Below are 26295 nucleotides of genomic sequence, written 5' to 3'. Positions count from 1 at the left end.
TTATATTCCTAATCCAAACTCGGCACTTATGCTAATCTGGCTTTATATTGTGGCAAGATTAGCGTGAGTGCACTTTGTTTACTGTTTACCATTCCAATAAAGTCGATACTTTAAAAATCCTTCTCGTTCATTTAATCAAAAGTGATCCTTTAGCCAACCCTTTCGAAAAAGAGCAGATCTTGGTTCAGAGCCCAGGTATGTCTCAATGGCTTAAGATGGAACTCGCCAAAGAGTTTGGTGTAGCAGCAAATATAGACTTTCCTCTTCCAGCAACCTTCATTTGGGATATGTTTACCCAAGTGCTTCCTGATGTACCTAAACGCAGTGCTTTTAACAAGGAAGCGATGACATGGAAGCTGATGAGTTTGTTACCCGCTAAGCTTGACCACCCTGATTTTTTACCTCTACAACGCTACCTTGAAAACGACGAAGATGATTCGAAGTTGTACCAATTGGCAGAGAAAATTGCCGACATCTTCGATGGTTACTTGGTGTATCGACCGGAGTGGATGGCGATGTGGGAAGCGGGAGAGCCCGTTGCCGAGTTAATTGATGATGGGGGGCAACAAGAACATCCTTGGCAGCCAATTTTGTGGAAGACACTCTATGAGCAAACCCTGTCTCAAGACCAATCGAAGTATCACCGTGGTAACTTGTATCACGACTTTATTGAAGCGTTAGCCAATCAACAAGGTCAGCTACAACACTTACCTAAGCGCCTGTTTGTGTTTGGTATCTCTTCGCTGCCTCCTCGTTATATGGACGCGTTGAAAGCACTTGGTGAGCAGATTGATGTTCATTTGATGTTTACCAACCCTTGCCAACATTATTGGGGCGATATTCGCGATCGTAAATACTTGGCAAGAGTTGAAGCGCAGCGTCGTAAGCAGTTTGCGTTGGTTGATGGTTTACCTCAGCTAGAAGGTGAAGTATCACCTTTGAAAGATGGCATTGAAGCCAACGTTGAAGATGAACTGCATACTAGCCAAGCTGTCGGTAATAGCTTGTTGGCGTCTATGGGTAAATTGGGCAGAGATAACCTGTTTTTGCTATCTCAATCAGACAGTGAAGAGCACGAGTTCTTTATTGATGTAGAGAGAGACAGCCTGCTCCATCAATTGCAAGCCGATATTCTCCAGCTAGAAGAACATCAAGTTGATCACATCTTAGATTCCAGCAATCATAAACAGGTGGTTGAGCTTGGCGATCGTTCACTGACTGTACATGCGTGTCACAGCCCAATGCGTGAGGTGGAAGTTCTTCATGACCAGCTATTGGCGATGTTTGATGCCGACCCGACCCTGAAACCACGCGATATCATCGTGATGGTGTCTGACATTAATGCTTATAGCCCAGCGATTCAGGCGGTATTTGGTAATGCTCCGGGTGAGCGTTATATCCCTTACTCGATCTCTGATAGAACTGCAGACCAAGAAAGCCCAATTCTGACCGCTTTCATGCAATTGGTCGCGCTACCGAACACGCGCTGTTTAGCCTCTGAGTTGCTAGAGCTGTTAGAAATTCCTGCGATGATGGCACGCTTTGGTATTGACGAGTTTCAATTCGAGCAAGCCAAGCAATGGGTTGAAGAGGCGGGCATTCGTTGGGGGGTTGATGCTTCAACTGCAACAGAATTTGATCTACCTGAGACTGAGCAAAATACCTGGCTATTTGGTATTCAGCGTATGTTACTGGGCTATGCGATGTCAGACTCTGCGGGCTTGTTTGAAACTGAACATTCTCCGATTGCGGCTTATAACGAAGTTCAGGGTATTAACGCCGAACTTGCGGGTAAGTTAGCGCACTTTATTGACCGTATCGCTCATTACCGCCAACGACTAACTGAAACCCAATCAATCGATATGTGGCGTGAAACCTTGCTGCAAATGATTGATGATTTTTTTGCGGTTGAGCTGGAAGGTGAGGTGGTGCTTAAGTCGATTCGTGATGCACTTTCACAACTGAATGAACAGCTTGATGATGCCTTGTATGAGCAAGAGTTGTCGCCGAGTATCATCTATCAGTACTTAAATAATAAACTGTCGGGCGCCCGTATAAGTCAGCGTTTCTTAGCGGGACAAGTTAACTTTTGTACCTTGATGCCGATGCGTTCTATTCCGTTCAAAACCGTCTGTTTGTTAGGCATGAATGATGGGGTTTACCCTCGCTCAATGCCGCCAGAAGGTTTTGACCTGATGAACGGGCGCACTCGACCTGGTGATCGTTCTCGTCGTGATGATGACCGTTATCTATTCCTAGAAGCAATGCTGTCAGCACAAGAGTGTTTATACATCAGCTATGTCGGCCGTTCGATTCAAGATAATACTGAGCGAGTACCGTCGGTATTGGTTTCTGAGTTGATTGAGTACTGCCACCAGAACTACTGCCTAAGTGCAGATCAAGCGTTACCAAGTGATGATTCTGGTATCAAACTGACTCAAGCAATCAGCTTTGAACACACCATGACACCATTTAGCCCAGCAGCCTTTACGCAAGGTGATGCAGGTCATGTATTGAGCTACGCCAAAGAATGGCTTCCTGCGGCAAATCGTTCTGGTGAGCGCAGTGGTGAATTCAATCGCGCTTTGGATGACTATTTGCTTGGTGCGAGCTATCCGTTAGAACTCGATTTGGTTGAGCTACAGCGTTTCTGGCGTTTGCCGGTGCAATACTTCTTTAATCGCCGTCTAAAAGTCGTGTTTGAGCCACCGCTTCCGGTAATGGAAGACGACGAGCCGTTCGTGCTTAATGGCTTAGAAAGCTTCCAGCTTAAAGATGCGCTGCTGCAAGTGTTGCTGGACCACCCAGAAGGCGCAGACGAAGCGGTGCGACTGTTTGTCTCTGAGCAAAAAGCCCAAGGTCGATTACCGGTCGGCGCCTTCGGTGACATCGAATTTGAAACCAACCGTGTTCAAGCGGAAGACTTAGCCAAAGAGATTAGATTTGTGAGCGGATCACCGCAGCAAGATCTCGAAGTGAATATCGAGTTTGACGTGTTAGGCGAAGGTAAGCCTGTTCGCTTGATGGGGTGGTTAACTCAAAACTATCAATCAGGTCTAGTGCGTTTCCGTAGCGGCAAAATACGCTCTCAAGATTACTTGGCTGCGTGGATTGATCATCTATCCTGCGCTGTTATGGGACACGGAAAAACGACCCATATTATTGGCTATGACAGAAAAGAGGGCGTGGTTCACCAAACGCTACAACCTATCGGCGATGCGCAGCAAGCGAAGAGTATATTAGCTGAGTTAGTACGACTGTTTTATCAAGGTATGACTGCACCATTGCCATACTTCCCGAAAACGGCATTAGCTGGTGTTGAAGCGGGCTTTAGCCGTGGTAAGTGGGTCGATGATGAAGAAAAGTCACTCAAGAAAATGGCCGATACCTTTAATGACAGCTTCGCCTTCACGGGCGAGGGTAGAGATACCTACATCTCACGAATCTGGTCTAAATGGGACGATGAATTGGCTACTGAGTCGCGTATGTATTCAACGCTTGTGCTACAGGCGGCAAGGTTGGCTGCTGCCGATCTGGAAGATCTGGAAGATCTGGAAGATCAGGAGTAGGTGGCTGTGATCGACAAGATCAATAGCGAGTGCGCTGAATTAATGAAAGACAAAAGAGAGTCGCTGGTAAGCGTTTGGTACGCTTGCTTTCAAGATGAAGGGAATCAAGGTGAATAGAAGCAAGGTACAGGAAATAAAGTGGCCGCCAGTAAATCATTATTAGTGTAGGGCGTTCGCTGTACGGCCACAGGTCAGAGGGACCATTATTCTGTGGTTCAAAGTAACGCCGTAAAGTACAAAACTCGTACGCGCTCCTGAACTCGTGGGCGCATAGTAGCGAGGCGATCCGAATTGATCCGTGAGAGAGATCGCACTAACTATTAACAAATCAGCGTAGGACGTAAATTGAATGACGTTTTCCACGCTAGGTCACATTTGTAACAACATATTTATCAGAAGGCAGTAAGGCATGACGACCACAAGCAGTGTTCAGGTAATTGCTCCACAGACACTCAATACCATGACGTTTCCACTTCATGGCGCGCGTTTAATTGAAGCATCGGCGGGTACTGGTAAAACATTTACTATCGCTGGCTTGTACTTACGCTTACTGCTCGGACACGGCACGGCAGCACCAACAGGAGAGCTTACAGAAGCTACCCGACATCATGAGCCACTTACCGTAGATCAAATTCTGGTGGTGACTTTTACCGAAGCGGCAACCGCAGAGCTGCGAGATCGTATCCGTGCACGAATCCATGATGCACGCATTGCGTTTGCTCGCGGGCAAAGTGATGACCCAGTGATTGCGCCTCTGTTGCAAGAGATCGAAGACCACGCAGGCGCTGCGAAAACACTGCTCAATGCCGAAAGGCAAATGGATGAAGCGGCGGTCTACACCATTCACGGCTTCTGTCAGCGTATGTTGACTCAAAATGCCTTCGAGTCTGGAAGCCGCTTTGATAATGAATTTGTGACCGATGAAAGTCACCTAAAAGCGCAAGTGGTTGCTGACTACTGGCGTAAGCAGTTTTACCCGCTGCCGACTCAACTGGCTGGTGAGGTTCGTAATATTTGGGGTTCACCGGCTGCGTTATTAGCAGACGTAAATCGTTATCTGACAGGATCTCCGCTGAAATTGACGGTAGATGCGATGTCGGGCGACCTGCAAACTCTGCACAACCAAAACCTAGATAAAGTGAAGCAACTTAAAGCGCTATGGTGTGAATCCGAAGCGGACTTTTTGGCTTTGATCTCTGCTTCGGATGTGAACAAACGTAGCTACACTAAGAAATCTCTGCCGACATGGTTAGAAGCTGTGACAGCATGGGCGCAGAGCGACACTCATGATTACCAGTTTCCAGATAAACTAGAGAAGTTCTCACAAGCAACGTTAATTGAAAAAACACCAAAAGGCACCGCGCCTCAGCACGCGGTGTTTGAGGCTATTGAGAATTTCTTAAATTCTCCTGTAGATCTAAAAGCTCCATTGCTGGCGCATGCGATTACTCATTGTCGAACTATGCTCGCCAAGGCGAAACAGCAAAAGCAGTGGTTGTCGTTTGATGACCTACTGACCCAGTTATCTGCGTCGATCGATGTCGATGAGCAGTCACTGCTGGTGGAAAGGATTCGCACGCTCTACCCGGTGGCGATGATCGATGAATTTCAGGATACCGACCCACTGCAATACAGTATTTTTAGCCGAATCTATCTTGATAATCCGCAGTGCGGCTTGTTTATGATCGGTGACCCAAAGCAGGCGATTTATGGCTTCCGTGGCGCAGATATCTTTACCTATATCAAGGCGAGAAACCAAGTTAGTGCTCACTACACCTTAGGCACTAACTGGCGCTCAAGTGCCGATATGGTCAGTGCAGTAAACCAAGTGTTTATGAATTCGGACAGCCCGTTTATCTACGATCAAGACATTCCATTTTTGCCCGTTGCTGCCAGTCCATCGGCCGACAAACGCCAATGGGTGATGAACGGAGAAACTCAGCACGCACTGACCTTTTGGTTACAAGAAGCAGAAGATAAGCCACTACCTAAAGGCGAATATCACAAGGCAATGGCAGAAGCGACCGCGAGTCAAATTCAAACTATTCTGACCGCTTCTCAAAATCAACAAGCCTATTTTGATAACGGCAAAAAACAACATGCCGTGAATGCGGGTGATATTGCTGTTTTGGTTCGAACCGGTAGTGAAGGTCGTCTGATTAAGAACGCGTTGTCGGAACAAGGCATTGCGAGCGTGTATTTATCCAACCGAGACAGTGTGTTCACCAGCTTGGTCGCACAAGATATTCAACGTTTGTTGCAGGCGGTGCTGACACCTGAAAATGACCGAGCATTACGCGCCAGTTTAGCGTCGGAGTTGTTTGCTCTGGATGCCGCATCATTGGATGAACTCAACAACGATGAAGTGGTGTGGGAAAACGTCGTTAACGAGTTTAGAGAATATCGTAAGTTGTGGCTTCAGCGCGGCGTGTTGCCAATGCTTCGCAGCGTGATCAGTAAACGACATCTCGCGGAACGCTTACTGGAAGAAGAAAATGGTGAGCGCTCACTCACTGATTTAATGCACATTGGCGAATTGTTGCAACAAGCAAGACAAGAACTCGACAGTGACTATGGCTTGTTGCGTTGGCTAGCAGAAGCGATTTCCGATGCACAAAATGGTTTAGGTGGCAGTGACGACGACATTCAACGCCTTGAATCAGAAAGAAACTTGGTTCAAATCGTTACCATTCATAAATCGAAAGGCTTGGAATATGACCTTGTATTCCTCCCATTTGTCGCGAGTTACCGAGAAGCGAGCGAAGGCAAGTTCTACGACCATGACTCAGATACCACGGTACTTGATATTACGGGTAGCGATAGTGCCTTAGCGCAAGCCGACAAAGAGCGATTGGCGGAAGACTTACGTTTGATTTACGTGGCGCTGACTCGTGCTGTTTATGGATGTTTTATTGGCATGGCACCGCTACGTAAAGGGCGTTCAACCAAAGAGCCGACCGGCGTGCACTTGAGTGCCATGGGCTATTTGGTTCAAAACGGACAAGAGCAAGGCATCGCCGAGTTGCATCAAGCTCTATCGGCTATTGAGGGTAAGAATTCCAGTGTGCTGTTAGCCGAAACACCTACCGCTCACGAACAAATTTTTGTGCAAACAGAGCAAGTGAGTGACGACTTACAGGCCAGTGAACTTAAGGCTTCAATTGACCGAGCTTGGCGTATCACCAGTTACTCGGGGCTTGTCAAACAGGGCAGTCACGGTGCGAGTCATGACGCGACCATTGAGGTGTCTGGTTTTGATATTGACTCGGCTGATGAGCAGGATGAGTCTGAGTTGATTGAGCCTGAACGCTCTATCTTTACGTTCCCTCGTGGTGCTCGCCCAGGTACTTTCTTACACACCTTGTTTGAGGAGGTTGAATTTACCGAGCCAGCAACCAGTGAACATAACACGCAAGTAATCACTCACTTATTAGAATCAGAGCAATATGAATTAGAGTGGCTACCTGTGCTTCAGCAACTGGTCGATACAGTGCTGAACACCGCATTAGACGGCAAGAACTTAAAGCTAAGCGAGAAAGACTCGACGCAACGTTTAGTTGAGATGGAATTCTTACTGCCGATCGAAGTATTGGCTGCATCTGAACTGAATCAAACCATTCAATATCACGATCCATTGTCAGCCAAAGCGGGCGATCTAGGTTTCCAAACCGTGCAAGGTATGTTGAAAGGCTTCATCGATTTGGTGTTTGAGCACCAAGGTAAATACTATGTACTCGACTGGAAATCGAATCACTTAGGAGATGATGTTGCTGTCTACCATGGCGAGGCATTGAAATCGGCGATGGCCGACCATCGCTATGATTTGCAATATCAAATCTATGCATTGGCGTTGCACCGTTTCTTACGCAGCCGCGTTGCCAATTACAGCTACGAACAACATTTTGGTGGCGTGTACTACTTGTTCTTACGAGGAATGGACGGCCAATCTCAGCAAGGTATTTTCTCGGCGAAACCAACACTGGCTTTACTTGATGAAATGGATCAATTGATTGACGGTAAAGTGATAGACAGACGTTCGGCACAATTGAATGACGATGAAACTGGACAGATGGGGCTTTTATAATGACAACAACGACCACTAATACCGGCATAGATACTGCGAACACAGCAAAGCCAGTTTCACTTATTCCTGAGCAACTGATGGATGTACTCCAGTTTCTTGCGGATAAGGGTTCTATTCGTCAGTTGGATTATCAATTTGCCCGTTTTCTTGCTCAGCAAGCCACGAGCTACCCTCAAGAGATCGGCTTTCTCGCGGGGGTAGTGAGCCATGAATTAGGCAAAGGACACATTTGTACTCAGCTTATACAGCAGCATACGACAGGCCCTGAACTAGCGGCAGATCTTGCTCAGTTACTTGGGTTATACGGTGAAACTGCACTGCAATTGAACCAAAAACTGTTGGGTATTGATTGGGTGGCTGTGCTTCAATCATCAAACTTAGTGGGAACGACCAACGATTGTGTTAAGCCTCTAATGTTCGATGGGCAGCGTGTCTATTTACAGCGTTATTGGAACTACGAAGTTGTGTTGGCTGAGACCTTAAACCGTTTAAGTAAGCCGGTAGAGTTCAATACTGAGCAGAAAAAAGCGCTGACTGAAACGCTCAATCTGCTTTTTGCACGTAGCTATCATTTTCTGTTTAACGCCTTAGCCAAGGCTGAAGCAAGCCAACAAACGTCTCAGGTATTACGTCAACAATTGGTGTGTGACCATCTTGATATTGTGAATGAGCAGGCTTTAGATTGGGGATCAATCGACCAAGCGATTGTACAAGCTAAGCAGGTAACGGACTTAGATGTGTTGGACGACTTGGTGCCGTTATCGGCATGTTTGAACTGGCAAAAAGTGGCAGCCGCGGTGGCGCTGAGTCGTCGCTTTGCGGTGATTTCCGGTGGGCCGGGTACCGGTAAAACGACCACAGTAACCAAATTACTGTCGGCGATGATCGAGCAATCGCTCAGCCAAGGTAAAACGCCAACGATTAAGCTAGTGGCACCAACGGGTAAAGCGGCGGCGCGTTTAACCGAGTCGATTGGTAAAGCGATTGAGCAGCTGCCATTAGCGCCTGAAGTGAAGGCCAACATACCAACTGAATCGAGCACGTTACATCGATTACTCGGCGCGATTCCTAACCGTGCTGAGTTTAGACATAACCGACGCAATCCACTCCACCTTGATATCTTGGTAGTGGATGAAGCTTCAATGGTTGATCTGTCGATGATGTATAAGCTGGTGGATGCACTTCCTGAGCACGCAAGGCTCATCTTATTGGGTGATAAAGACCAACTCGCTTCAGTAGAGGCAGGTGCTGTGCTCGGTGATATCTGTTCATTCAACTCTGCAGGGTACAGCACAGCGCAAGGCAATTTGATTGCAGAGATGACAGGTTTTGATGCGATAGCTAAACCAAGACAAGACAAAGCTGGAGCGGTGAATCCGCCTGCGATTGCGGATAGCTTGTGTATGCTGCAGAAGAGTTATCGTTTCGATGCGCGCTCCGGTATCGGTCAGCTGGCAAAAGCAATCAATAATGGTTCTGCGAATCAAGTAGACCAAGTGTTTGCCAAAGATTTTGGCGATATCGAAAACCACCCTCTGTCGAGTGACAGCTATAACCTGATGCTGCGTACTTTGGTTAACGAGTATGGTGCGTACCTCAATAGAATGAATGTGCCGTTGGAAGAGTTAGAAACTCAAGAAGCGAGAGCGAAATCGGTACTCGATTTGTTCAGCCAATGCCGACTGTTGTGTTCCATTCGTGAAGGGGATTTTGGTGTTAAAGGCCTCAACCACAGAATTGAAAGAGCACTGGCCGCAAGGCGTTTGGTGAGCCCTCATAATGATGAGCTGTGGTATCACGGACGTCCTGTTATGGTGACGCGAAATGATCATGGCTTGGGTTTGTACAATGGTGATATTGGTATCTGTATGCTTGAGGCGGGTTCTAGTCAACCTGACTTAACCCCTCGTTTGAAGGTCTATTTTGAGTTGCCCGATGGCAGCGTAAAAGCTGTGCTACCAAGCCGAGTGCCCGATCATGAAACGGCTTATGCAATGACAATACACAAATCTCAGGGTAGTGAATTTGATCTGACCTTAATGATCTTGCCGCCAGATTTCAGCCCTATTTTAACGCGAGAGCTTATCTATACAGGTATTACACGTGCGAAGAAACGACTGATGATGTTCAGCGATACAAATGTGTTGAAGCGTGGGATTAAGGTGAAAACAGAGCGAGTGAGTGGTTTAGGCAGTCGCTTAACGAATTAGTCGTTATGGACGGCTAGAGAAGGTTTTGAACTTAGGGCTAGATAAACACAAAGCAACCATCCTTGGTTGCTTTGAGCGTTATTAGGAATCAGAGCCTAAAAACGCTCGAGTAAACGATATGTGGTTTATCTTGTACTTTGCTTGGCAATTCAAAATAAACTCTTTTAGATTCTCGCTAACAGGGAACACGCAGTGTACGTCTAGCCCTTCTAAGAATTGGTTATCAGCCATATCCCAAAAACTTTGCAGCGAGTTACAAACAATGGTTCTCATATCAATATTGCTCTTTTTGCTGTTTATATTAACGAGCAGAGCTAATGTTAGCGTGCTGGCCGTCAACGGGTATAGCAATCCGTGCAGTGACCACCTCAATGAGTTCGACATGACTATCGAGATGGCAATTCCAATAAAAACATTTGTTAAGATTATTAAAGCGTCTAAATTCTATACAATTATACGTGTGAGTGAAAGTGCATAGTTAATAAATCTCATATAGAAAACGATTACATTTGCAATTATTTTTCCTTTGAAGTGAGATTTTAGTCCAAAACTTTATTTACACATTTAACGCTAAGATTTTTGAGTTACGTTGATAGTTGTACAGCCCCTGTTTTTCCATCGGTAGCTCATCAACTCCGATCTCGTAAAACCCTTGTTCACGGAACCAATGCAGGCTATGTGTGGTTAAAACGAAAATTTGGTCGATATCACGAGACTTCGATTGATGACGCATGTAGTCCAGTAATATTTGCCCGCGGTTGCCATCACGATAATCAGGATGAATCGCCACACACGCCATCTCTGCCATGTGATCTTCCGGATACGCATATAGTGCAGCGCAACCAATAATCAGTCCGTCTTTTTCGATAATGGTAAATCGGTGGATTTCTTGCTCTAGCTGTTCTCGAGAGCGGCGCACTAAGATGCCTTGTTCTTCAAGAGGGCGAATAAGGTCAAAGATGCCGCCAATATCGTCGATCTGAGCTTGTCTTACTTGCTCGGCACTAGCCATGACCACTTGGGTTCCAATACCGTCAAAAGAGAACAACTCTTGGATTAATGCGCCATCTACCTTGTAGCTGATTAGATGACAACGAGGCACACCAGCTCGACAAGCGGAGATCGCTCCTTTCAAGAAGCGCAGTGTTCCTGTGCTCATGTCTTCGGCAGGATTTTGAGATTCCGTTAATCGTTCCAGAATTTGCTTGGCATCTTTAGGGAAGAGTTCGGCGAGCACGTTACCGCGTTCATCTGTTACCCCTTGTTCGGAGCAGAAGCCAATCAGCTTGTCGGCCTTTAGACGAATAGCAACTTGGGTAGCGACCTCTTCAGAAAGTAGGTTAAAGCTTTCGCCTGTCACGGAGCTGGCAATAGGGCCAAGCAGTACAATTGAACCTTGGTCAAGCGTGCGATTGATCCCTTCGATATCGATTCGACGAATACGCCCGCTGTGGCAATAATCCGTACCGTCATCCACGCCAAGCGGTTGAGCCGTAATGAAGTTGCCACTCATAACATTGAGTTGAGTGCCTGCCATCGGCGTGTTGTTTAAGCTCATTGAGAGGCGTGCGGTGATGGCAAGTTGAAGCTGTCCAGCAGCCTGCATAGCGACGCCCAAAGAATATTCATCAGTGACCCTAATATTCTTGTGATAAGGCGTATGGCAATCTTGCTTGGCAAGCAATTGGTTGATCTGCGGTCTTGCCCCGTGAACGAGAACAATCTTTACTCCAAGGCTGTGGAGCAAGGCTATATCACTAATAATGTTACCAAAGTTCCTGTCGGCAACGGCTTCGCCTCCCAGCATAATGACCATGGTTTTGCCACGGTGAGCATTTACGTAAGGGGTTGATTGTCTGAAACCTTTTACTAGCGCTGTACTTCTTAATTTCACAGAACAAGTCCATTTTGTTTATTTATTCGATAATTTAGCATTTAAATTCAAATGTAAACAACACCTTTTTGGAATAAAGCGCAAACTATTCTTATCTAGGCTTCAATATATAAACTGTCTCAGTGTAGAATGCGCATAGCATCCTTATGAGTAGTCACCGAATGCAACAAGCTCCAGCAACAAAGAACAAAATCGATGAGATAACCAAAGGTCTCTACAGCGAAGCTGATCAGCGCAATCAATCTAAGTTGAAGCGTAAGATCATTGAACGTTGTTTAATGGTTCTAGCCTTAGTGGGTTCGTTTGCGGTGGTTTCTTTGTTCGGCGATGTGCTTTCCCGAGTGCAAAATGCGGCGACGCCCGACAATCTGATATACGGCACTTGGATAGAGCAAGATGTTGCACATTATGCGACCGATGAGTTTGTTCTGAATGCTAATGGTGTGTCAGTTCGTGGGTCTGTTGTTTCGACGAGCTTTGACTTTGATGGAAACTACTTTGAATACAAGGCGGGTGATAAAACCTATCGCTTCCGCATGACCAATTCTGACAATACAGAAATGGTGCTCGATTCTGACAGTCACTACAATCCCATCTTCCGCCTTAAGGGCCATATCGATAACTCCGTCCGATAGGTTATCTTCTTGTAAACTCTTACAATCTAAGATTGTGTTATCTGACTGTTTTTGTCATCCTCGATGCATAGAATTTTTAGGATGACTCTTGTGATTAAAAAATGGCTTCCCCTTGTCGCTGCCTCTTTGTTATTTGGCTGTGCTCAACCCACTGATCTTGCTCAGCAACACCTTGATGACGAATTTCCTCGCACCTTGAATAAGGTCGATCAGGTTGAATCCAATAAACCAAGAGACTACACCGCATTTGCAGAACAAGCTGAGATGGTGGTTTCTAAATCCCCTTCGATGGCTAAAATCTATGAGCCGCTTTATCAACAACTCAATGAGTGGGCGATGTTGAGTGGAGATCCAAGCGAGCTAGCGAATTTTGGCGTTCAAACCGCTCAACTAGGTGGTGGTGATAAACAAGGCAATGTTTTGTTCACGGGCTACTTTTCTCCTGTGATGGAGCTGCGCCACGAAGCGAATGAAGAATATCGTTACCCTGTTTACGGGCTTCCTGAGTGTGGTAAAGAGTGTCCAACACGCCAAGAGATTTACAACGGCGCACTAGAAGGTCAGGGCCTTGAGTTAGGTTACTCAGCAAACCGTATCGACCCATTTATGATGGAAGTACAGGGCAGTGGATTTGTACACTTCGGTGATGATGACACGCTGCAGTATTTCGCCTACGCGGGTAAGAACAATAAAGCTTATGTGAGCATTGGCCGTGTTCTGATTGAACGAGGCTTAGTTCCACGCGAAAAAATGTCGCTAAAAGCAATCAAAGAGTGGGTATTGGCAAACGATCCTGAAGTGGTCAAAGAGCTGCTTGAGCAAAACCCATCTTTCGTGTTTTTTGAAGCGAGAGACGACCTATCTGTGATGGGTAGCGCGGGCATTCCTCTATTGCCTATGGCGGCGGTTGCGGGCGATCGCTCTATCTTGCCTATGGGGACGCCGATTCTTGCTGAGGTTCCACTACTGAATGCTGATGGTACTTGGAGCGGCGCTCATCAACTAAGACTGCTATTGGTTTTGGATACGGGCGGCGCGGTTAAGCAAAACCATTTGGACCTTTACCACGGCATGGGCCCTCGAGCGGGTACAGAAGCGGGCCATTACAAGCATTTTGGTCGTGTGTGGAAGCTCGGTTTAGATGGCAGCGCAACTGAAGCGCCTTGGGCTTTGCCTCCTGAAAAGGTTGAGTAAGCTACAATAAAATAGGGCATTGAAAGCGAATCGCTAATCCCCTAGACTTTTTATTCAAGAGTGCGTATAAAACGCACTCTTTTCTTTTTCTCAGAAATAAATTGGCGGCAACAATGCGTGAATTGACCACTCCAGCTTCAGAAAACTATGACCAACGATTTGGTGGCACCCGTCGCCTATATGGCAATAGTGAAGTCGACATACTTAGAGCAGCACACGTGTGTGTGATCGGTATTGGCGGTGTAGGTTCATGGGCGGTTGAAGCGCTTGCTCGTACTGGTTTAGGTGAGCTGACTTTGATCGATATGGATGATGTGTGTGTGACCAACATCAACCGTCAGATCCACGCAATGTCGGGTAACGTTGGTAAAAGCAAAATTGAAGTGATGGCAGAGCGCGTTAAGCTGATTAACCCTGAGTGTAAAGTTAACTTGGTTGACGACTTCATCGGCCCAGACAATCAGGCTGAATACCTGTCGAAAGAGTTCGACTTTGTGTTAGATGCGATTGATAGCATGAAAGCTAAGGCTTCACTGTTGGCATATTGTCGTAGCAACAAAATTAAGGTGATCACCACTGGTGGTGCGGGTGGTCAAATCGATCCGACTCAAATCAAAGTGGCTGATCTGACGAAGACGATTCAAGATCCGCTCGCGAAGAAGCTAAAAGATACCCTTCGTCGTCATCATAATTTCCCTAAGAATCCAGCACGTAAGTTTGGTATCGATTGTGTGTTCTCAACTGAACAGCTGAAATACCCTCAAGCTGACGGCAGTGTCTGTGCTGCGAAAGCGACAGCAGAAGGTCCAAAACGTATGGATTGTGCGACGGGTTTTGGTGCGGCAACAGTTGTAACGGCGACGTTTGGTTTTGTAGCTGTTTCGCGTATCGTTGAAAAGCTGATTCAAAAGCACGCTAAGTAACGTCTTTTACTCAATTAACAATCGACTGGATATTAAAATGACCACATTCCCAAGCTCTCCATTCGGCACTGAAATTACCAGTGATGATATCGTCGCGAAGATGCAGACATTCAGCGGCTGGGAAGACCGTTATCGCCAAGTGATTCAATGGGGTAAGAAACTGCCAACGATGCCTGATGAACTGAAAAGTGAGCAGGTGATGGTCTCTGGCTGTGAAAGCCAAGTGTGGTTGGTTTCTCAAAATATCGACGGTGTTTGGCACTTTTATGCTGATTCTGATGCTCGTATTGTGCGCGGTCTGATTGCATTAGTGATGGCTGCGTATGATGGAAAAACATCAGAGCAGGTTCAAGCGTTCGATATTGATGGTTACTTTGAACAAATCGGTCTAATTACCCACCTTAGCCCATCTCGCGGTAATGGATTAAAAGCGATTGTTGCTCAAATCCAAGAGCTAAGTGCTTAATATCTCCTTGATACACAGAAGCAAAAAGGGTTGACGTTAAACGCCAACCCTAAGTAATTTCGCTACTCCCTAAAGCATATCAACGGCTTTTTCTATTGCCGCGATGAGTTTTTCAACATCCTCCATGGTGTTGTAAATACCAAATGAAATTCGAACCGTTCCTTTCACATTAAGTGCATCCATTAATGGGTGAGCACAATGATGTCCTGCACGTACTGCGATACCTTGCTGATCCAGTAGAGTCGCTATATCTTGATGGTGAACACCATCCATCACAAAAGTAATCACACTTGCGTTAGGTTGATACCCTAAAATCTGAATGTCATCCAGTTTACTGAGCGCAAGATAAGTCTCGTGTTGTAGTTGGTGGATATGATTTTCGACATCTTGTTGTACAAAACCACTTAACCATTCTATTGCGGTGCTTAGTGCTATGGCCCCTGCCACATTTGGCGTGCCCGCTTCGAATTTGCCAGGCAGTTCTGAAAAAGTAGTGCCAGAGAAAGAGACGCGCTCGACCATTTTGCCACCGCCATGCCAAGGTGGCATCGCTTTGAGCAATTCAAGCTTGCCGTAAAGCACACCGATACCCGCAGGGGCATAGAGCTTGTGACCTGAGAAAACGTAGAAATCTGCACCTAAAGCAGCAACATCAACTGACTCATGAACGATGCCTTGCGCACCATCGACCACAACAATCGCATTCATCTTGTGTGCTTTTTCTATGACGGCTTCAATCGGCTGACGAGAACCCGTCACGTTGGTTATCTGAGCTAATGCAACAATCTTGGTTCGTTCATTTAAAAGCGTATCAAACGCGACTAGGTCAAATTCACAATCCGATGTCATCGGTACTTTAACGACTTTAGCCCCGGTTTGTTCTGCCACAATTTGCCAAGGCACGATGTTGGCGTGATGCTCCATTTCGCTGACTAAGATCTCATCGCCGGGCTTAAGGGTGCTTCTGGCGTAGGTTTGAGCGATAAGATTAAGCGCTTCGGTAGCACCGCGAGTCCAGATGATCTCTTTTGAAGACGAAGCACCAATAAACTGGGCGACCTTGTCTCTAGCGGCTTCAAATTGACTGGTAGCATGGGCAGTTAAGCTATGGCTACCACGGTGCACATTGGCATTCTGCTTCGAGTAATATTGGCTAATGGCATCAATAACCACCTGAGGCTTCTGTGTCGTCGCCGCGCTGTCTAAGTAAATCAACGGTTGTTGATTGATGGTTTGGGATAGCGCAGGAAACTGCTCTCGGATGTGATTGATATCAAACATCTGTTCTTACCTAAATCTTGAAAGTGGGTGCTAGCATTATGCTGAGCGGTCTTGTTATTTTATCGCGACTTGTTAAGCGTTGCTGACGAATATTCATGATCCCAGCGCTTTTCTTGCTCTTTGACTTGAGCAAACAGCTTTTGGTTAACAGGAACTTCTATCTGATGTTTAAGCGCTGTTTTTATTAGGTGTCCAGTGATGAAGTCGATCTCTGTCTTGCGTTGGTAAAACATATCCTGCTTCATGGATGAGTTGTTCTGCGCCGTGGCTTGGATGACCTGCTTGACACTTGCTTCTAATCCGTCGAATGAACAAGCGATCTCTTCGGCCTGCATAACTTGTGTGAGCTCTTCAACGATAGAACTTAAAATACCCTCAAACCTTTGGTCTGCAAGTTCACCATTCTTGATTTGTTCCAACCCAGTAAGTGGATTGATAGCACAATTGATGGCGAGTTTAGCCCAAAGCGCGGTTTCTATTTGTGGGTTCCAACTCACAGTGGGGAGAGCATCATCCAATACATCAACCAAAAACGTGCACTGTTGACCCGTTTGGTTAAAAGCACCCAACTGGGTTTGTCCTATTCCTGTATGAGATACACTATTACGATCAGGTTTGAATGCTGCTTGGGTCGTGGTTGCCAATACTATCGGGTGAGCATTAATTTGAGTGGCAATGTTGTCGACCGCGCCCATTCCGTTATGCATGAACATGAGAATGGTGTCAGAGTCGAGATATTGAAGTAACGGAGTGGTGGCTTCTTCTACTTGCCAAGCCTTGACCGTGAAAATAACCAAGTCACTCGCTGATAGCTTTTCGATATTGTTGTTACTGAAGGAAAGGGAAGCTTGTCCATCAAGTGATAAGTCAATTGAGTTATCAGTGGAACGACTCCACAAAGAGACATTATGACCAGCTTGAAGTAGTTTTATTGCCCATAAAGAGCCGATGGCCCCTGGCCCAACAATAGTGATGTTCACAGCAATACCGAGATAAGAAAGTGATGCTGCAAGGATAGCGAGGCATTAAATGAAAGCAATAAAAAATGGCACCCGAGGGTGCCATTTAGGAAACTTTCTTAGAAGTTCAATTAGAACTTGTAAGTAGCTGCTACGTAATGAGCAAAGCCAGAAGTTTTGCCAGCTAAACCGCCATCTTTAAGGCCGTATACGTCGTTGTAAGCTTTTAGACCGTAACCTAGAGCAAAACGATCGCTATGCCAGTAAAGACCGTTGTACATTTGACCACCATGAGAAGAGTTCAATGCAGCGAAATCATCGTTAACACCAAATTGGTAATCAATGTAACCTTGATAAGATACAAATGAACCATTTTCGAAGAAGTAGAATGGTTTGAACCAGTTAGCTGAAATTTGGTAACCATTCCAGTCTTTAGCGTTTAGATCGTACATACCGTATAGGTTTAGACCAACTTTACCTAACCATGGCACTTCTACATCAGAACCAAGACCAATGAATGTTTGGTAAAGAGGCTCATTGGACTTAACTACAGGATTACCGTCTTGGTCTAATTCAGTAGTCTCGAAAGAGTACTCAGCGCCGCCATTGATTACAGTTTGGTTCGCGATGTATAGCTCTTTTACTGGGCCAAAAGACAGGTCTTTACCTGTAAGGCCATCTAGAGACATACGAGGTGCAAATTTTGCAAAGATACGGTCAGAACCAGCTTTGTCACTGCTGTCATTATTTAGAACATTAAAGAAATCAACGTAACCATATAATTCCCAAATTCCTGAACGGCCACCAAACTCCATTTCAATGTAGTCGTGTGAAGATTCACCTGGTAGCTCGTCGAATGCGCCCATTAGGTTGAACTGCATCCATTTGTAATCGTTCTTGTGAGTATCGCCGTCAGTATAGTCAGCTGCCATTACTGGAGCAGATGCTGCTGCAAGTAGGCCAAGAGTTAAAAGTGATTTACGCATAATGGAACTCTCTATGTTTAAAATAAGTAACCCGCTAATCCGTGCGTGTTTGTATGTCCGAATGCCGAGCATAATAGCGATTTTGCTCTCAAATAAAAGTGAGACAGAGTGAAAACTATAATTATTATAGTGAGCTTGATCACACTAACGATCTAAATGATGGAACTTTAATGTATCAATGCATCTTGATGCACTTCTAATTCTATTGATTTTGTGAAATTGGATTATTTTGTAGATAAATTGGTGAATAACCGCTCTAAGCAAACGATTCTACTAAATAGAGTGATATGCATATCAAAATCAACAGTATTCTTTTCTAAGCGTTTTCTCTTAAAAAATGACTCATTCAAACCACCTCTTAATCTCGTCTTTGATCTATTTTTGACCAACAGCGTAGTGGAGTTGGAATCAATTGATGGACAACTCATGTGATGACTGCCTAGGGATTTGAACCTAGCTACTTTTTGAATCACGGAGAATTAAAGACAGTTCACTGCACTAGATTTTGAAATACTTTTTAAAGATTAGTTATTGGACTAATCATTTGTGTGACGAACTGGTCTAACTTTTTTGGAGAGAAGACCGATGAAATATTCACCTATACTCGCTGTAGCGATATCAGCCCTTTTCATTGTTGGGTGTGATGATGACGATGAACCAACAACTCAACTACAAGCTGTACATGCATCGCCAGATGCGCCTTTAGCTAACGTTTTAGTCAATAGCCAGGCTCGTTGGAGCGGTGTCGATTATGCTCAGGCATCCGGATACGCCTCAGTAGATCAAGGACAGACAACTCTTCAAGTCGATGTTCAACTCCCAGGTGACGCTGTTGCTACTGTTATTTCTCCAAGCCAATTCGATTTAAGCGGTGAATTAGATTACACCGTGATGGTTGTAGGCGACGCCGATGGATTCAACAATCCTGTAGAGGCTTTGGTTGTTACTCGCCCTGCTGCAGGAACGGCAACAAGTTCAAGCCTAGATGTGCAAGTAGTACACGCGGCAACAGGTGTTGGCGATGTAAATCTGTATGTCACTGGTCCTAGTGATCCATTGGGCGCTCCGCTTGGTACTCTCGGTTATAAGGACTTTACTGACGTACTCAATATCCCAGAAGGGCAATACCGAGTGAGATTAGAAACCGTGAGCGGTAGTGCTATTGCTTTTGACTCTGGAGAAATCACTCTTTCTGGCGGTAGCGAGCTAACTATTGCAGCGGTACCAAGAGCTGACTCAAACAGTGTATCTCCGGTGAAGTTGATGGTGATGGACGGTAGTGGATCATCGTTAATATACGACATGGCAGAAACTGCCGAAGTAAGAGTCGGGCATTTGGTCGATGGCGCACCAGCTGTAGATGTATTTGTTAATTCTGCTAAGTTTGCTCCTCTTGATGGTTTAATGTTTAAAGAAATTCGCGGTTTCTTAGATTTAGCAGCAGACAGTTATGATATTGATATATACGAAACGGGAACGACGTCTCCGTCATTTATTGATGTTGATGGATTAGCTGTATTTGCTGGCATGGATTACAGCATCTATGCGGTAGGGACAGTAAGTCCACTGAATTTGGAACCTTTGGTTGTTCCTGAAAACCGTCGTCCGGTTGCGACCAGTGCGGTGTTAAACATTACCCACGCCGCTGCTAACCCAATTGCGGCATCGGTGGATATCTACTTAACAGAAAACGCGGGGATCTCTGGTAGCACTCCGGCGCTAAGTGATGTGAAATTCAGAGATTATGCGAATGGCATTTATGTTGCGGCGGGGTCTTACTTTGTGACGATTACTGTAGCGGGTCAGCCGTCAGTTGTGGCTATCGACTCTGCGCCCGCAACCTTAGCTGATGGTGTGGTGTATCAAGTCGTGGCGATTGATGATTCGATGGGTACGGGTTTTAACCTAATTGTCAGTGAAACAACAGACTAGATCTGAAGACAGAACGTAGAAGAGGGTAGATCAATGCTACCCTCTTCTTATTTGTTTTCTTTGACTCTATTCTTGGTTAGTTTTGGCTTTCTCTAATAAATCCGTGAAAAAGTGGCGTAACGAGTAGAGCATGATCAAACTTGGAATCACCATAAGTGCGGTCAGTATAAAGAAGGTTGACCAATCATTGAGGTAATCGACCAATTCACCACTAAATGAAGCCAGTGTTGTTCGACCGAAGTTACCCAAGGATGCGAGTAATGCATATTGGGTTGCAGAGAAGGCCTGCCCGGTTAATAGTGTTAAGAAAGAGACAAACGCTACGGTTGAAAACGCAGTTGTAAAGTTATCGACAATGATGGTTGCCAAGAACAAGGTTTCACTCGGGCCAGTGTGAGCGATCCACGCAAACATTAGATTACTGGCCGCCATTGCCACACCGCCGATCATCAGTCCGCGTACAATACCGAATTTCACATTGAAGACACTGCCTACCAAAGTGAAGAATATCGTCGCACCCCAACCAATTAACTTGGAGTAGTGGCCGATTTGTTCATTGCTAAAGCCGATCTCTTTATAGAAGGGAATCGACATTCTGCCTAAGAAGGCCTCACCTATCTTAAACAGGAATACGAACAGCAGTAGGGTGATGGCAACTTGAACTCCGTTTCGTTTGAAGAAGTCATAAAACGGTTCTAACACGGTAACACTGAACCAAGCCACGACTTTCGAACCGACAACCTTATTGTGGCGTTGCTGAGCCTGTTCTTGCAGGGCTTCGCGTTGTGTATTTGGCTCTCCGACAAAAAGAGTAAACAGCATTAGTACGATAACGACGCCTGCCATTCCGTAATACACGCCATTCCAACCGATTGAGTCTGCGTTAATAAAGGCAAGGTAGCCTGGTAGAGAATACCCCGTCCACCAACCAATTACGGCCATTGCAGAAGCTTGCGGCAGTTTTGATGCTTCGGATTTTGGGAAGGTATCAATACGAAATGCATCAATCGCGATGTCTTGCGTGGCTGAGGCAATGGCAATAGCGAGCGCCAACATTGAAGTAAACGCCAAGTTCTCTGCGGGATTGACGCCTGCGATGAATAAGGTACCGATTAAAACAATGGATTGGCAGAAAAAGATCCAACTGCGTCGCTGGCCGAGTATTGCGTGAAGCACCGGCAGTTTTACTCGGTCTACCAATGGTGCCCATAGAAAGTTAATCGCATACACGGCAAACACACTGCCAAAGTAGCCGATGGCAGCACGCGTTAAACCTGCATCTTTTAGCCAACCAGACATATTGGATCCAATAAGAACCCATGGGAAGCCACTCGAACAGCCGAGCATAAACACCCAAAGTAGGCGTTTATCTAGGTAGCTGCGGAAAGTCTGCATCCAAGAAAGAGAGGGAGTGCCTGATGACATAGGGCGTCCTTGTGTAGAAAAACGCCCTTAAGAAATAAGGGCGTTAGATTGGATTACTTAAGAAGGGTCACTTTAGTGATGACGATTGGGTCAACTGGTATGTCTGACATGCGGCCCATTCGCTTGGTTGGAATCGTTGCCATCTTTTGAACAACATCAAAACCTTCAGTTACTTTGCCGAATACAGCGTAGCCTGGGTTGCTACCTTTTGCGTTCAAGAAGTCATTATCAGAGAAGTTAATGAAGAACTGACGAGTTGCAGAATCTGGCGCATTAGTACGAGCCATCGCGATTGTTGCTGTATCGTTCTTCAAGCCATTGCTGCCTTCATTCTTGATAGGAGCGTAAGTTGCTTGTTGATTCATCTCTTGATCGAAGCCGCCACCTTGAGCCATAAAGCCAGGAATAACACGGTGGAAGATAGTGCCTTCGTAGCTGCCGTCAGCAACGTATTTTAGGAAGTTCTCCGCACTAACCGGTGCTTGTTCTTGGTTAAGCTCAATAGTGAAGTCGCCTAATGTTGTTTCCACGTTTACTTTAGGACCAGCCCAAACGCTCACGCTCACTAGCATTAATGCGATAGAAGATAAAATACGACCCATTAGAAACGTTCCTTCATGTAAGTTTGTAGCTCTTGGTCGTTAGCGATCTCAGTAAGAACCAAGTTGATCACGTCATTAAGAACCATAGAGATGTCGTCGTTAGATGCACTCAATGCACCAGTGCGTGTTGCAGTGCCGTTGAATGTTTTAACTAGTTTGCCTTCAGGCGTTTCAGCGGTAACTTCAAGCGTTACTTTACCGTCCATTTTGTTTTCCATAATGGTGTGCTCTACGGTAACGAGTGCTTCTTGAATCTCTAAAACAATCGAGTTTTCACTGTTTACGCTCGCACGAAAACCTTGAGACTCTAACTGCTGTGCAACAGCATTTTCTAGAGAAATACGCATGTTTTGCTTAGCGTGAATTGGCTGAATGTTTGAACGGCCACTATCAACCAATGCAACATATTGAGCGGCACGAACATCTTTACTGGTTAGTGTGTATGTTTTGCCTTGTACAAGGTTGCTTGAGCTTAGTGAAGCTTCTGGCATTACATTGATCTGTTCTTGCTGAGGGGCTGAACATGCTGTCAAAGCCATAATAGAAGCAGCCAAAATCAGTTTTTTCATTCCTTTATCCTTTCTAAATTCACACCAGAAGCTCGGTATCTTAAATTCTTGTGAAGTCGTTTCTGCTTATTTATTAAAATTCGCAGGTTCTCTTGTTGCTTGTAATATCTCAAATTTTTGGTTTAGTTCAAGCGTTTCAACGTTAGCTTCACCAAATAGTCTTGCTAGTTTGACATCGTATCCGAGGTGTCGGTTGCCAATAACAATTAATTTGCCTCCATTGCTTAGAACATGCTTTGCATCACAGAACATTTGCCACGCAATGTGATCCGTAATCGCTTGTTGCTGATGGAATGGAGGATTACACATCACTAAGTAGGTGCTGTTTTTCTTGAAGCCATCTAAACAGTTGTTGGCGATGAACTGGAAGTTGCCTTCTTCACCAAGGTTATCTTTGACGTTTTGGCGCGCCGATTCCACCGCCATAAAGCTTTCATCCACACAGGTGATACGGGCTTGTGGGTTCAATTGCCCTGCTTTTACACTCAATACACCGTTGCCACAACCAAGATCGATGATATGACGTAGCTCAGGATCTTGAGGGATGTGCTCTAGCATATAGCGAGCGCCTTGATCGAGTGCTTCCCCTGAGTAAACATTTGGTAAATTTTTCAGGCGGATATCTTCACCGTCTACATCCCATTCAACAAAAGGCTCTACCGTTTGAATTGGCTGGCAGTTTGGAGATGAGAAGACTAAGCGGTGTTTTTTCTTCGCTAGTGATGTTTTGGTTTCGCCTAGGTATTTTTCGAACAGGTTAAGCGTAGAGGTGTGAATCTCTTTTACCTTGTTGACGCCGATCACTTGGCAGCCTTCAGGCAATGCTTGGCGTAGCTGACTCAATTGCCAGATTAGGTGACGATTTGTTTTTGGCAGCTGCATGATCACAAGATCGATACCGTGTGGGATATCATCCATCGTGTTCAAGAAGTTCACTCGGTTACTTTGATTGCGCTGCAAGTTTTTCAGGGCACCACGGTGAGAGATAAATGAGTCGCTCATCATAGTGACATCATGATCTTTCGAGAACCAAGCGGATAGGGCACCGAAGCTGTCGTTCATGATCAGGATGTGTTTGCCAGGTTCGAGGTTCATCTCTTCAACATGACTGATCAGGTATTCGTCGCCCGCATCCCAAGCTTGAAGGGTTTCATTTGAACGTTTCGGGAAACGATGTAAGGTTAAAGTTCTATCGTGAAGGGTAAGTTCGGTTTTCATTGCTTGAGATACTTATGTAAGAAATAACAAAGATATTGTCTCAAATGCGGCCTGAACAAGATAGATAAAACTCAACCAAACCTATGCCATTCGCTATTAAATACTCGGACACTCGACCTATTAGGGTTTATACTCACCCCACGGATAATGCCAATACGTTATAAAGGAATCACAATGATCCAAGAAGTTATCGAAACAAAATTGCACAATGAGTTTTCACCAAGTCATTTAAACGTGATCAATGAGAGCTATATGCACAATGTTCCGGCCGGTTCTGAGAGTCATTTTAAAGTGATTGTTGTCAGCGATGCGTTTGAAGGTTTACGCCTTATTGCTCGTCATCGAGCGGTAAATAAAGCTCTTTCAGAAGAGCTTGCGAACAATATTCACGCACTGTCCATTCACACTTATACAAAAGATGAATGGTTGAAGCAGCTAGATAACGTGCCAGATAGCCCAATGTGTATGGGCGGTGGGAAATAGTAGAGTAATCGAATATAGAAGAGGTGGCGATGCCACCTTTTTTGTTGCCAAATACATCTGTTTTTCGTTGTTATATCACTCAAACTGATGGTAAATCGAGCGGTTGAAAATACCCACAACGAGTAGTGTTTTTATTAACAGTGTTTCAACATAACTCGAAAAATATGAGTTTGTGACAGAGTATTAACCTCTTGTTTAAAACACGATTCAAAAGCCATTTTATCTGTGCGGCTCGTCAAATTTATACATATTTTAGAGTCCATATGCTTCAAATCTCACCAAATATAGGCCGTATTCAAGTTATTGGTCATGGCATCAAGTTGTCAAAAAATGCTAGAATACGGCACCTGATAAATCTCACATAATCTTTGTGGTGAATTTATTAATGTAATGTTGCGATTTTGGTATCTCAAATTTACCAAAACCGGACACTGTAATGTCGTGTCTAAGGGCGATTTTAAAACGTCCTGAATTTACGCAATTAAAAGAATCTTTTTCCCGATAAAGTAGTGCAAGTGCGTATGATTACAATAAAGAAGGGTTTGGATCTTCCTATCGCAGGAACTCCATCCCAGGTGATTAATGATGGTAAGTCCATCACTAAAGTCGCCTTGCTTGGCGAAGAGTACGTTGGTATGCGTCCTACGATGCATGCTCGCGTTGGTGATGAAGTGAAGAAAGGCCAAGTTCTTTTTGCAGATAAAAAGAACCCAGGTGTTGTATTTACTTCTCCAGCAAGCGGTAAAGTTATTGAAGTGAACCGTGGTGCTAAGCGTGTTCTTCAATCAGTAGTGATTGAAGTAGCAGGCAATGAGCAAATCACGTTCAATAGCTATGAAGCTAACCAACTAGCAAGTCTTGACCGTGAAACGGTTAAAGCTCAGTTAGTTGAGTCTGGCGCATGGACCGCTTTGCGAACTCGTCCGTTCAGCAAGGTTCCAGCAGTTGATTCTGAAACTCAGGCTATTTTCGTTACTGCTATGGATACTAATCCGCTAGCAGCTGAGCCAGAATTAATCATTAACGAGCAGTCTGATGCTTTCGTTGCTGGTTTAGATCTTCTTTCAACTCTGACTAACGGTAAAGTGTACGTTTGTAAAAAAGGTACTAGCTTACCTCGTTCAGCTCAGTCTAACGTTGAAGAACATGTTTTTGATGGCCCACACCCTGCAGGTCTTGCAGGCACGCATATGCATTACCTATACCCGGTAAATGCACAAAATGTAGCGTGGAGCATTAACTACCAAGACGTTATCGCATTCGGTAAGTTGTTCCTTACTGGTGAGATTTACTCTGAGCGTGTTGTTTCTCTGGCTGGTCCAGTAGTTAATAACCCACGCCTAGTTCGTACTCAAATTGGTGCTAGCCTTGAAGAGTTGACGGACAGCGAGTTGATGCCAGGTGAAGTTCGCCTGATCTCAGGTTCAGTATTATCTGGTGTTCACGCTTCAGGTCCACATGCTTACCTTGGCCGTTACCATCAACAGGTTTCGGTTCTTCGTGAAGGTCGTGATAAAGAGCTATTTGGCTGGGCTATGCCTGGTAAGAACAAGTTCTCTGTTACTCGTTCATTCCTTGGTCACGTGTTTAAAGGTCAGTTGTTCAACATGACAACGACAACAAACGGTAGTGATCGCTCTATGGTTCCAATTGGTAACTACGAGAAAGTAATGCCATTAGATATGGAGCCTACTTTGCTGCTTCGCGATCTATGTGCTGGCGACGTTGATAGTGCACAAGCACTTGGTGCGCTAGAGCTAGATGAAGAAGATTTAGCACTGTGTACCTTTGTATGTCCTGGTAAGTACGAGTACGGTCAGTTACTTCGTGAATGCCTAGATACAATTGTGAAGGAAGGGTAATTT

General features: G+C 45.2%; 19 protein-coding genes. 10 read left to right on the top strand and 9 right to left on the bottom strand.

Annotated features, from left to right (window positions below; all coding sequences use genetic code 11):
* Nucleotides 1-74: 74 nt before the first annotated feature.
* The 3 genes from recC to recD all read left to right on the top strand — a co-directional run bounded on the left by recC (nt 75) and on the right by recD (nt 9863).
* Nucleotides 75-3569 carry an exodeoxyribonuclease V subunit gamma gene (gene recC, locus AB4138_RS17090; protein ID WP_372306941.1) on the top strand — a complete coding sequence of 1165 codons (3495 nt, stop codon included), beginning with the start codon at nt 75-77 and terminating at the stop codon, nt 3567-3569.
* Between the two features lie 409 nt (nt 3570-3978).
* On the top strand, nt 3979-7653 hold the full coding sequence (gene recB, locus AB4138_RS17085; protein WP_372306938.1) for an exodeoxyribonuclease V subunit beta: 3675 nt from the start codon (nt 3979-3981) through the stop codon (nt 7651-7653).
* Nucleotides 7653-9863: an exodeoxyribonuclease V subunit alpha gene (recD, locus tag AB4138_RS17080; protein WP_372111445.1), complete on the top strand. Its 2211-nt coding sequence runs from the start codon at nt 7653-7655 to the stop codon at nt 9861-9863. The genes recB and recD overlap by 1 nt, the downstream gene beginning before the upstream one ends.
* An 81-nt stretch (nt 9864-9944) precedes the next feature.
* Here the strand turns inward: recD and AB4138_RS17075 are convergent, their stop codons facing one another.
* Together AB4138_RS17075 and argA are read right to left on the bottom strand one after the other, a co-directional pair.
* Entirely contained in the window at nt 9945-10136 is a 192-nt protein-coding gene (locus AB4138_RS17075; RefSeq protein ID WP_046224581.1) for a hypothetical protein, read from the bottom strand.
* A gap of 283 nt (nt 10137-10419) precedes the next feature.
* Nucleotides 10420-11757 carry an amino-acid N-acetyltransferase gene (gene argA / locus AB4138_RS17070; protein ID WP_017064194.1) on the bottom strand — a complete coding sequence of 446 codons (1338 nt, stop codon included), beginning with the start codon at nt 11755-11757 and terminating at the stop codon, nt 10420-10422.
* Nucleotides 11758-11918: 161 nt separating this feature from the next.
* Between argA and AB4138_RS17065 the strand changes: the two genes are divergently transcribed.
* From AB4138_RS17065 to csdE, 4 genes are all read left to right on the top strand, one after another.
* Nucleotides 11919-12392, top strand: coding sequence for a DUF2850 domain-containing protein (locus tag AB4138_RS17065; protein ID WP_017064193.1), 474 nt, complete (start codon nt 11919-11921; stop codon nt 12390-12392).
* An 81-nt stretch (nt 12393-12473) separates the two neighbouring features.
* Nucleotides 12474-13586 (top strand): murein transglycosylase A, encoded by a 1113-nt coding sequence (mltA, locus tag AB4138_RS17060; protein WP_017064192.1) that lies wholly within the window; start codon nt 12474-12476, stop codon nt 13584-13586.
* A gap of 113 nt (nt 13587-13699) precedes the next feature.
* Nucleotides 13700-14509, top strand: coding sequence for a tRNA cyclic N6-threonylcarbamoyladenosine(37) synthase TcdA (gene tcdA, locus AB4138_RS17055; protein WP_017065783.1), 810 nt, complete (start codon nt 13700-13702; stop codon nt 14507-14509).
* Nucleotides 14510-14546: 37 nt separating this feature from the next.
* Complete coding sequence (gene csdE / locus AB4138_RS17050) at nt 14547-14975, top strand: cysteine desulfurase sulfur acceptor subunit CsdE (RefSeq protein ID WP_372306934.1); 429 nt, start codon at nt 14547-14549, stop codon at nt 14973-14975.
* Nucleotides 14976-15044: 69 nt separating this feature from the next.
* On the opposite strand, the gene csdA is transcribed toward csdE, so the two are convergent.
* The 3 genes from csdA to AB4138_RS17035 all read right to left on the bottom strand — a co-directional run bounded on the left by csdA (nt 15045) and on the right by AB4138_RS17035 (nt 18081).
* On the bottom strand, nt 15045-16256 hold the full coding sequence (gene csdA / locus AB4138_RS17045; protein ID WP_372126774.1) for a cysteine desulfurase CsdA: 1212 nt from the start codon (nt 16254-16256) through the stop codon (nt 15045-15047).
* Between the two features lie 59 nt (nt 16257-16315).
* Nucleotides 16316-17236 (bottom strand): 2-dehydropantoate 2-reductase, encoded by a 921-nt coding sequence (gene panE, locus AB4138_RS17040; protein WP_372306931.1) that lies wholly within the window; start codon nt 17234-17236, stop codon nt 16316-16318.
* A 110-nt stretch (nt 17237-17346) separates the two neighbouring features.
* Nucleotides 17347-18081: an outer membrane protein OmpK gene (locus tag AB4138_RS17035; RefSeq protein ID WP_372050946.1), complete on the bottom strand. Its 735-nt coding sequence runs from the start codon at nt 18079-18081 to the stop codon at nt 17347-17349.
* A 705-nt stretch (nt 18082-18786) separates the two neighbouring features.
* On the opposite strand from AB4138_RS17035, the gene AB4138_RS17030 reads away from it, so the two are divergent.
* Nucleotides 18787-20133, top strand: a complete 1347-nt coding sequence (locus AB4138_RS17030) for a DUF4397 domain-containing protein (RefSeq protein WP_372133001.1) — start codon at nt 18787-18789, stop codon at nt 20131-20133.
* 66 nt (nt 20134-20199) lie between these two features.
* On the opposite strand, the gene AB4138_RS17025 is transcribed toward AB4138_RS17030, so the two are convergent.
* From AB4138_RS17025 to AB4138_RS17010, 4 genes are all read right to left on the bottom strand, one after another.
* Nucleotides 20200-21558, bottom strand: coding sequence for an AmpG family muropeptide MFS transporter (locus AB4138_RS17025; protein ID WP_372131412.1), 1359 nt, complete (start codon nt 21556-21558; stop codon nt 20200-20202).
* 53 nt (nt 21559-21611) lie between these two features.
* Nucleotides 21612-22160: a peptidylprolyl isomerase gene (locus AB4138_RS17020; protein ID WP_017059906.1), complete on the bottom strand. Its 549-nt coding sequence runs from the start codon at nt 22158-22160 to the stop codon at nt 21612-21614.
* Nucleotides 22160-22729, bottom strand: coding sequence for a YajG family lipoprotein (locus tag AB4138_RS17015; protein ID WP_017059907.1), 570 nt, complete (start codon nt 22727-22729; stop codon nt 22160-22162). Before AB4138_RS17015 ends, AB4138_RS17020 begins: the two co-directional genes overlap by 1 nt.
* A gap of 66 nt (nt 22730-22795) precedes the next feature.
* Nucleotides 22796-23947, bottom strand: a complete 1152-nt coding sequence (locus AB4138_RS17010; RefSeq protein ID WP_017068516.1) for a methyltransferase — start codon at nt 23945-23947, stop codon at nt 22796-22798.
* Between the two features lie 174 nt (nt 23948-24121).
* On the opposite strand from AB4138_RS17010, the gene bolA reads away from it, so the two are divergent.
* A complete protein-coding gene (bolA, locus tag AB4138_RS17005; RefSeq protein ID WP_004737616.1) occupies nt 24122-24430 on the top strand; it encodes a transcriptional regulator BolA in 309 nt (102 codons plus the stop codon).
* 521 nt (nt 24431-24951) lie between these two features.
* Nucleotides 24952-26292 carry a Na(+)-translocating NADH-quinone reductase subunit A gene (locus AB4138_RS17000; protein ID WP_032545690.1) on the top strand — a complete coding sequence of 447 codons (1341 nt, stop codon included), beginning with the start codon at nt 24952-24954 and terminating at the stop codon, nt 26290-26292.
* Nucleotides 26293-26295 lie beyond the last annotated feature (3 nt).

Origin of the sequence: Vibrio sp. 10N.286.52.C3 (assembly GCF_041468865.1) — a bacterium.
GTDB lineage: Bacteria > Pseudomonadota > Gammaproteobacteria > Enterobacterales > Vibrionaceae > Vibrio > Vibrio crassostreae_C.
The sequence above is the reverse complement of the archived record's forward strand: the minus strand, read 5'-3'. Positions and strand labels throughout refer to the sequence as shown.